The 8378-nt window shown below is 54.3% G+C and carries 2 protein-coding genes; both read right to left on the minus strand.

All coding sequences use genetic code 11. The features are described 5' to 3' along the window. Positions 1 to 11: 11 nt before the first annotated feature. A complete protein-coding gene (locus NST23_RS14555; protein ID WP_340963974.1) occupies positions 12 to 6683 on the minus strand; it encodes an SDR family NAD(P)-dependent oxidoreductase in 6672 nt (2223 codons plus the stop codon). A gap of 97 nt (positions 6684 to 6780) precedes the next feature. Next, entirely contained in the window at positions 6781 to 8373 is a 1593-nt protein-coding gene (locus tag NST23_RS14560) for a BtrH N-terminal domain-containing protein (protein WP_280648899.1), read from the minus strand. Positions 8374 to 8378: the final 5 nt, after the last annotated feature.

Below are 8378 nucleotides of genomic sequence, written 5' to 3' on the forward strand. Positions count from 1 at the left end.
CTCTCGATTGCTCAAAAGGCAAAATCGTTTCCATCTTCCAGCAACGCTTCTGCTGCTGCTTTGGCAAGTCTCGTATCCAACACAATCTCTTTTACAAGCACGTCGGGGTTGTCGACGACTTGCTTGGCAATGGCGAGAAAATGTCCCGCCATCGTCTCGATCGTCTTGCGGGTAAACAAATCTGTCGAGTATTCCATGCGCATTTCGATTTTGCTGTCGTAATCGTACACCCAGAGAGTCAAATCGAATTTCGCGGAAGGGTTGCGGAAAGGATAGGACTTCAACACAAGCCCCTGCATCGCGATCTCGGCAGGCTTGAAATCGGGCAGCACAAGCATGACCGTAAACAGCGGATGGGCGCTTAACTGGTGAGTCAACCCCAGCTTCTCCACCAAAATCTCAAACTGCACGTCCTGATTCTCGAACAGTTCCAAGCTCTTCTCTTTTACTCCGCTTACGTAATCTTGAAACGTGGCGGTTTGCTCCAGTCGCGAATAAAACGGCAGCACATTCGCAAACATTCCGACCATTTTTGCCAAATCGGCGTGGTTTCTTCCGGCGAGACTCGCTCCGATGATCATTTCCTCTTGCCCTGTATATTTGTGCAGCAAGATATGGAAAATGGCGAGCATGTTCATGAACAAAGTGGTCGTGTTGCGTTTCATGCCTGCTTTCAGCCTGGCCGTCGTCTCCTCTTCCAGATGGAACGTATAAATGTCGCCGCGATAGCTCAGCACAGACGGACGGGGAAAATCGGTCGGAAGCAATGCCTCCGGGAGCTTCCCTGATAGTTGCCGGAGCCAATACTCGGTTTGTTTGTCATAATCTCCGCGCTCAATTCGTTCATTTTGCCACGCGACAAAATCGGCATACTCCAACGAAACGGGGTCAAGCGCTTCCGGTTGATTGTTGTAGAAATGGATCAGCTCGTTTTGCAAAAGCGAAACCGAGATATTGTCGGCTACGATATGGTGGATATCGAAGAGCCACACGTATTTTTGCGCAGCGTAGCGGACGACTTTTACCCGCATCAGGGGCGGATGCCGCAAGTCAAACGGTTGCATAAACTGCTCGACCGTCTGCTGCACGTCCGATTCGGCCAGCTCTTGGTACTCCACTTGAAATGCGACCTCGTCTGCAATGATCTGCACCATCTCGCCATCGATGACGTCAAAGCCTGTACGCAAAATGGCGTGGCGTTGAATGACTTGCTCGAAGGCGTGTTGCAGTTTGTCCAGGTCGAAATCGCCCTCCATGTAGGTGATTTCTGGAATGTTGTAAGCGACGTTATCCGGCTGGACTTGCTGCTGAAAATACAGCCGCTTTTGCGCCGACGACAACGGATAGTACGCTTGCGGCGCTGCTTTTGGAATCGCCGTGTACGCTTGTCCGTCATCATGCGTATCCGCAATGTAGCGGGCCAGCTTCTCGACGGTAGTTGACTGGAAGAAGACCGTGATCGGAATTTTGATGCTGCTGGCCTGGTAAATCCGCTCAGCAACAGTCAATACTTTCAGCGAGTCTCCGCCAAGCTCAAAAAAGTCGTCGTCGCGGGAAATGTGTTCATGGCCCAAGATCGCCTGCCAAATGCTCGCGATGAGCTTTTCCGCCTCCGCAAGCGACAGGCGCGGCTTGCTGGCCATCAGCGGCTCAGCAGCAGACTCTTTGCTGCTTTCAGCCAATGCGCTCACCCGCTGGCGCTTGTACGCCAAAAACCGCGCAGGCAAATCCACGGTCGAGACGAGCAGCTGACTGTAACTGGCGGCGAGCGCCGTATCGAGCAGCTGCAGTCCTTCTTCCACCGTCAAAGACGGGGCCGAAGTGGCGAGCGCCGCCTCATCTTCTGCCTGTAAAGAAGCCGATTTCGTCTGCAACGGCAACTGCGGTTGCGGTTGTGACTTTGGCTTTGGCTGTGGCATCCCATGGCTATCCTTGTCCGGCTGTTGAGCCGAGACGGCCGCCACCTGGTAGCCTTCGATTTCGACGATCCCCCGCCCCTGTTCATCCATAATCGTCAGGTCGAACTCGACGATTTTGCTGTCCGGCCGTGAAGCTGTCCGGCAGCGAATATGGCTGTACACTTTGGAGGGCACTTTGCCGTGGATTGTGATGTTTTTGTAAGAAAACGGTACGTATGGGCCGCCAGCCGTTTCAGCGCGATTCATATAGACCAATGCCACGTCGATGATCGCCGGATGGAAACGATAAATAGCGGTATCCTCCGCAAACTCCGCTGGCAGTTCGATCAGCGACAGTCCTTGCGCTTGTGCAAACGTTCCCCAGCGATAGCTGTTCCAGCGCGGCCCGTATGTAAACTGGCTGTCGCGCAGATTGTTGTAGTCGCTTGGGCCGTACTGGCTTTGAGCGCAGGCATCGCGAACAGCAGCGAGCTGATAATCGCGCTGTTGGCTCTGCCCCGCACCGACATAGCCGCGAGCATGGGTAATCCAGTTTGCCTTTTGCACGTCCGGGCAGCTTTCAATCGTAAACCGATAGCCCTGATTTTCCCGCAGCAGCACGGTGCGCACATGAACAGCAGCCCCGTCCTCAAGGAGAAGCGGCGTCAAAAAGAACACGTCCTGGAGGCGCATCGCTGCTTCCATGCCGGGATGCAGCGATGCGTAGGCGGCGCAGGCCATTTCCACATAGCTCGTTCCCGGCAATACCGCTTTGTCTCCTACCCGATGCTCAGCCAAAATCCAGTCTTTGCTCGTCTGAAAATGGGACAAAAACGTCGTGCGTCCTGTATTTTCTTTCACGGCGTACTGGAAAAACGGATGCGCCAGCTTGTGGTACGAAATGCCGGGTAGCGCGGAGCTGTCCGGACGGAATGTCGCCGAGATGCTGGCCATTCCGGTATTTTCCCACGTATCCCAGTTGATCGCCTGGGTGAAAACGCCGTTTTTCGTATTCGTCAAGGCAAATGCATCCAAAAAGGCATTCGCGGCGCTGTACGCTACTTGCGCGGGTGGAGCGATGACCGAGCTTAAGGAGGAAAAGAGCAACAAGAAGTCGACGGGTAGCGCCAACTGCTCAATCGCTTTTTGCAAGACAGTCGTTCCGTAAACTTTTGTCGCAAACACGGCTTCGCACAGCTCGCTTGTTCTGCGCTGGATGACAGCTCCATCGGGAACGCCAGCAATATGGAAGATCCCGTCAATTAACTGATTGTCCTCCATGATCTGGCTGAAAATTCGCAATATCTGCTCCTCGTCGGCAATATCCGCCTGATACAAGAAAAGCTGCTTCGCGGAAGCCTGCAGTTCCCGCAGCAGCGCGATTTTTTGGCTGACTGGATCGTCCTCTCCGTGGAGCGCACGCCACCTGTCCCATTCCGCTTCCGGCAAAAAGTGCGAGCGATTGATAAGGACGAGCTTCGCGTGGTACTTTTCCGCCAAAAATTTCGCTACTTGCAATCCGATGGCTCCCAGACCTCCGGTAATGACGTACACTCCCCCGTGCTTGAGACGCTGGGAAGCCGGAGCGGCAGAAGCAGGCAGCTGAATTTGCTTGAAGGCAGGCTCCCAAATGTACGCATGGCGAATGGCCAGCACGTCAGCGAAGCTCTCCCCCATCCACTGTTGCAGCAAGCGAGCTACGCGCTGGTTTTCGCGGCGGTCGGCATCGATCAGCCTGCAACTGATGTTTTCGTACTCTTTGGGAATGACGCGAACCGGGCCTAGCAGAGTAGCTTTGGCTGGCACGACCGCCTCGTCTCCAATGACTTCAAAAACGTCGCTGGCGACGATATCGACGGCAATTTTCTGCTGGAGCCGGAGCTGTCCGATCGCTTTTGCCAGGTTCAATAAAGTGTGATAGCCAAGCCGATTCCATTGCTGCGCCGCCCGCTTGGCGTCGTCAGCGTCCACCTGCTGGTCGTAGCACCAAAAATGAACGAATTTCAAGGGCTGGTCAGCGGGTAGCGCCAGCGTTTCGAGCAATGTGACCAGATCGGCGGGATTGTCCGGGTTTACCGTATAGGTCGCTTCCGCTTGCTTGGAGAAGCCTTCGCCTGTTTCGACGCGGACAACGGTGTGACCTGATGTCTCGATCTGCTCGATCCACCGGATCACGCTAGAGTTTTTGGTAGCGAAAACGACAAAGAGACAAGGCGCAAGCTCCCCTGCTGCCTCGTCGTAATCTGAGCGGGTCCATGATGGAATGTACAGCCAGTCTTCCCTGCTCTGCTTTACTTCCTCCGCCTTGCCCGCTGTTTGCGCTGGCGCTTGACCTTGCAGCAGATCGTTCAGTTGTTTTAGCTGCTCGGGGTCCATCCCGTAATTTTTCCGCGTAAACGGATAAGTAGGAAGCGAGACACGCGATTGCCCGAGATGCTTGTTCAGCTCGGTCCATTTGATCGGGCAGCCTTTTGACCACAAATGACCGATCGCTTCAAGAAGACGCTGCTCGATACCGGAAGGGCCAGTCACGAGGGACAAAAAGGCGGGCTGACTTTCGGCTCCCCCTGCTGTAAGCCCTGTTCCTCCGCCTTCCCGCTCTGGGCCAAACAACAGATGCTGAACTTCCTCGGCAGCTTCCTGCCAGGCAACAAACGCCCCTTGTCCTTCACTGCCTCCCCCGAAGCGATTCACCCAGTAGTCAGGAAGCGTCACTTCGCGAGAAATCGTTTTCCCCGCATCGTAGGACACCACAGGGATTGATGGCAGCGAGAGTGGGACGGTGTGAACAGCTTCAAACAGCTCGCTCTGGAGAGCTTCCAGCAAGAACAGATCGCCTTCGTTGCCGCTCCATTCTTCCAATAGCTCGTCCCTTTTTCCCACAAGCAGCAACGCATCCTCAAAGGAAAACACGTCGGCGAGACACCCTGCCACGTACTCTCCGCTTCCGACTCCCGTGACAGCAGCAGGCTGTACTCCCATGCGGAGCAACCATTTGGCCGTGGCGAGCTGGAAAAGAAAAGGCAGCATCTGCCCATACCGCGTAGGAGCATCGAGAAGAAGCGAGCCTGCGGTTCCTTGCACTTCGCTTGCCTGTAGCAGCAACGCTTCAAATTCGTCCCGGCAATACGCACTTTGCAAACCAGCTTGGTAGAGCAAAGCCGCTTCCTCCGCGTCCATCTCAGAAAACACAAAAGCAATCGGCGGGACTGCCTTTTTCGCCACCAGCCCAAAAGCTTGCGGCTCGTTTTGCTCAAGCGCAGCGCAAGCATCTGACATGGCAGCGCAGACTACATAGCGACGATGGGAAAAATGCGCCCGCCCCATTTGCAAGGTGTAGGCGATGTCGGAAAGCTCGGCACCTGGGTTCCTTTTGACAAATGTCACAAAGTCGTCCGTCGCACGCTCCAGCTCTTCCCGGGTCTTGGCGGAGAAGACAAGCAGCTTGCTCTCATGCGTTTTTGACTTGGCTGCTTGTCTGACAGGCGACTCTTCCAGCACCACATGCGCATTCGTTCCGCCAACGCCAAACGAGCTGACCCCTGCTCGCAAGGGGCCTGCCGAATGATCCCACTCTGCCGGCTGGTCCACCAGGAAAAAGGGGGTATTTTCCAGTTCGAGGTTTTGGTTCGGCTTGGAAAAGTGCAGCGTAGGCAGCAAGCATTTGTTGTCGATTGCCAGTACCGTCTTGATCAATCCGGCGATCCCCGCCGCACTGTCCAGATGTCCGATATTCGTTTTGACCGAGCCTAGCCCGCAGTAATTTTTTCTTCCCGTCTGAAAAGCCCGGGTCAGCGCTTTGACTTCGATCGGATCACCCAAAGCTGTCCCGGTTCCGTGAGCCTCGATGTAGCTGATCGTCGCCGGATCTACTCTGGCCACGCGATGAGCGGCACGAATGACCTCGACTTGTCCGTCTACGCTTGGAGCGGTGTACCCGACTTTGCGGTTGCCATCGTTGTTAATCGCCGTTCCTTTGATGACCGCGTATATATGGTCGTTGTCGCGCAAGGCATCTTCCAGCCGCTTTAAAATGACCAGTCCGATCCCATTGCCCACCACCGTTCCGCTAGAGTCGGCAGCAAAAGCACGGCAATGACCGTCGGCTGACAAAATCATCCCGTCCTGATAGACGTATCCGTTTTTCAAGGGGCTGGTGATGGATACGCCGCCAGCCACTGCAAGCTCGCATTCCCCGCTGAGCACGCCTTGGCAGGCTACATGCACCGCGACCAATGACGTGGAGCAGGCGGTAAACAGCGTATAGCTCGGCCCTGTCAGATGCAGCTTGTAGGATACTCTCGTGCTCATCAAATCTTTATCGTTCAGGTGGGCGATCTCAAACTCCTCGGCCCCGTTATGCGAGCCTACCGATAAGGACAACGCCTCCCAGCGAAAGTGCGGGCGCCCTCCCACATATACGCCGACAGCGTCATTGGTCGTACCTGGCGGATAACCGGCATCCTCCAGCGCTTTCCACGTATGCTCGTGCAGCAAGCGGGTCTGCGGGTCCATATATTGGGCTTCGTTCGGGGTGTAGCCAAAAAAGTTGTTGTCAAAATAGTCGCTCTCTTCCAGGTGACCTTTTGCGTTCACGAAGTTTTCCGCCTTGTACACCGCTGCCGGTACGCCCGCTTCTTCCAATTCTTCGTCCGAGAAAAAGGAGATGCTTTCCACGCCATTTTTCATATTATGAAAAAACTGCTCCAGATTTTTCGCACCTGGAAAAGCGCCCGACATCCCGATGATGGCGACTTCCAAGCCTGTTCTTGCGTTCTCGTTCATGGTTCCCCTCCTTTTCTCCCGGTTTCTTTTCCAGGCGGCTGGCCAAATCAAGCCAAAATTGCTTGTCCACCAAGGGTGGCGGTTTGACAAGCTATGCTTATCCCTTTGCCATCAAGGTCATGGCAAAAATATGTATATTGGGGCAATCAGGCAATTTGATCCGCAGCATTTTTCGGCTCGGATTCAAATAGTATTGCTGCACCAGCAGTCTGACCGGAAAATCGAGGATTTCCACCTGGCCCTCTCTTCGCGCCGCGCCCTTGCCTACCCATGCGGTTGTTTCCCCGAACATCGGCTCCATATACCAGTCGGTAAATTGAATCGGAATGTATCTGACGATGTTGTCCTCGTACAAAATCTCGATTCTCTCCGTGTAGCTCCCGCACTCTGAGCAGCCCAAGATCAGCAGGCTGGAATAGTAGCCTTCCGGGACGTTGATCTCTTGTCCCGCGCAGGAGATGTTATCGTTTCTGTTTTCCGCAAGCGCAGGCAAAGAAAACTCCATCCCGTTTACATTCCAGATCGGTTGCTCCGGCACATCCTCTAGCAAGAAAACCTCGCCCATCAGCGTCAAATCGGCGGTACAAGCAGACGCAGCCACATGACTGAACCCTTTGTTATTGCAGGAATCAGCCAGGTCGATGAACGTCATCCTGCTGTAGCCCGCACCCGCTTTCGATCGCTCGCGCTTGTCGTCCGCCAGATGATGGGGCCTCTCTCCGCAGATGTTTTGCAGTTGATCGGCAACCTTTTCCTCCAGTTCGGCAACCATCCGGACTTTGCTGGCCGCCCGCTGAATCAGCTTGCTGTCGCCCGATTGATAATACGCTTTCGTCAGCATGGACAGCACCGTGCTCCACTGAGCCGCCGAGTAAGTCAAGTCCTGGATCAGTGGAGCAAGGCTGTCTATTTGAAAGCGGTCATGCACATATTGCAAGGCAGAGGCAAAATGCTTTCTGCCGTTGCTGATTGCGTGCAAGATGGACAAGAGCGGCGACATCCATACTTGCTGCGAATCGTTAAACTCGCCAGCGACTGTTGGCAACTGCTGCAACACATCGGCAAACTCTCGCATCTTCTCAAAAGCAGTCGCCTCTCGCTCCCGATACAGCGTTTGTTTCAGCGCATACAGGATCGTCTGTTTCCAGTCGAAGGCTTGCTCATGTTCTGGCAGCTTGCGGAAAAGCGCGATCCCTCGGCACTCTTGCCGAAAACAATCCGCGATCGAAATGGTGACGTTTTGCCTTTCGTAAAAGCAATCTACCAGCGTATAAGTCTGGCTGGCCTTGTCTGCTCCTACGATCAAACACGTATGAATCGAGTGGTACTTCTGATAGCCGTGGCTCCACGGGCAGTAATAAGAATCCAAATCGATGGCAACCGGCCTTGATTCTTGCAGCTCGCTTTCCACCAAAGCGACTGTGTCCTGCAAGGATACACTCCCCTTAACAAAGATTTCGATGCCGTGAAGGTGCCTGAGTAAGTTCAACATGTCTCCGATGCCTGGCGTAATGCTCTGGTACAGCTTCCCTGATTGTTTCCATTGCGTTTGATCAAATGCAAATCCCCACGATTCCAAAAACATCAAGGCGTAGTCACGCTTCCACCAAGTGGCGACGGTAACGATGGTGTCCTCTTTGCAGTTTCGTGAATCGTGGTGAAGGGGAATGATATCTAAGATTGCGCTCACAGTTA

The organism is Brevibacillus sp. FSL K6-0770, assembly GCF_038000275.1.
Lineage (GTDB): Bacteria > Bacillota > Bacilli > Brevibacillales > Brevibacillaceae > Brevibacillus > Brevibacillus parabrevis.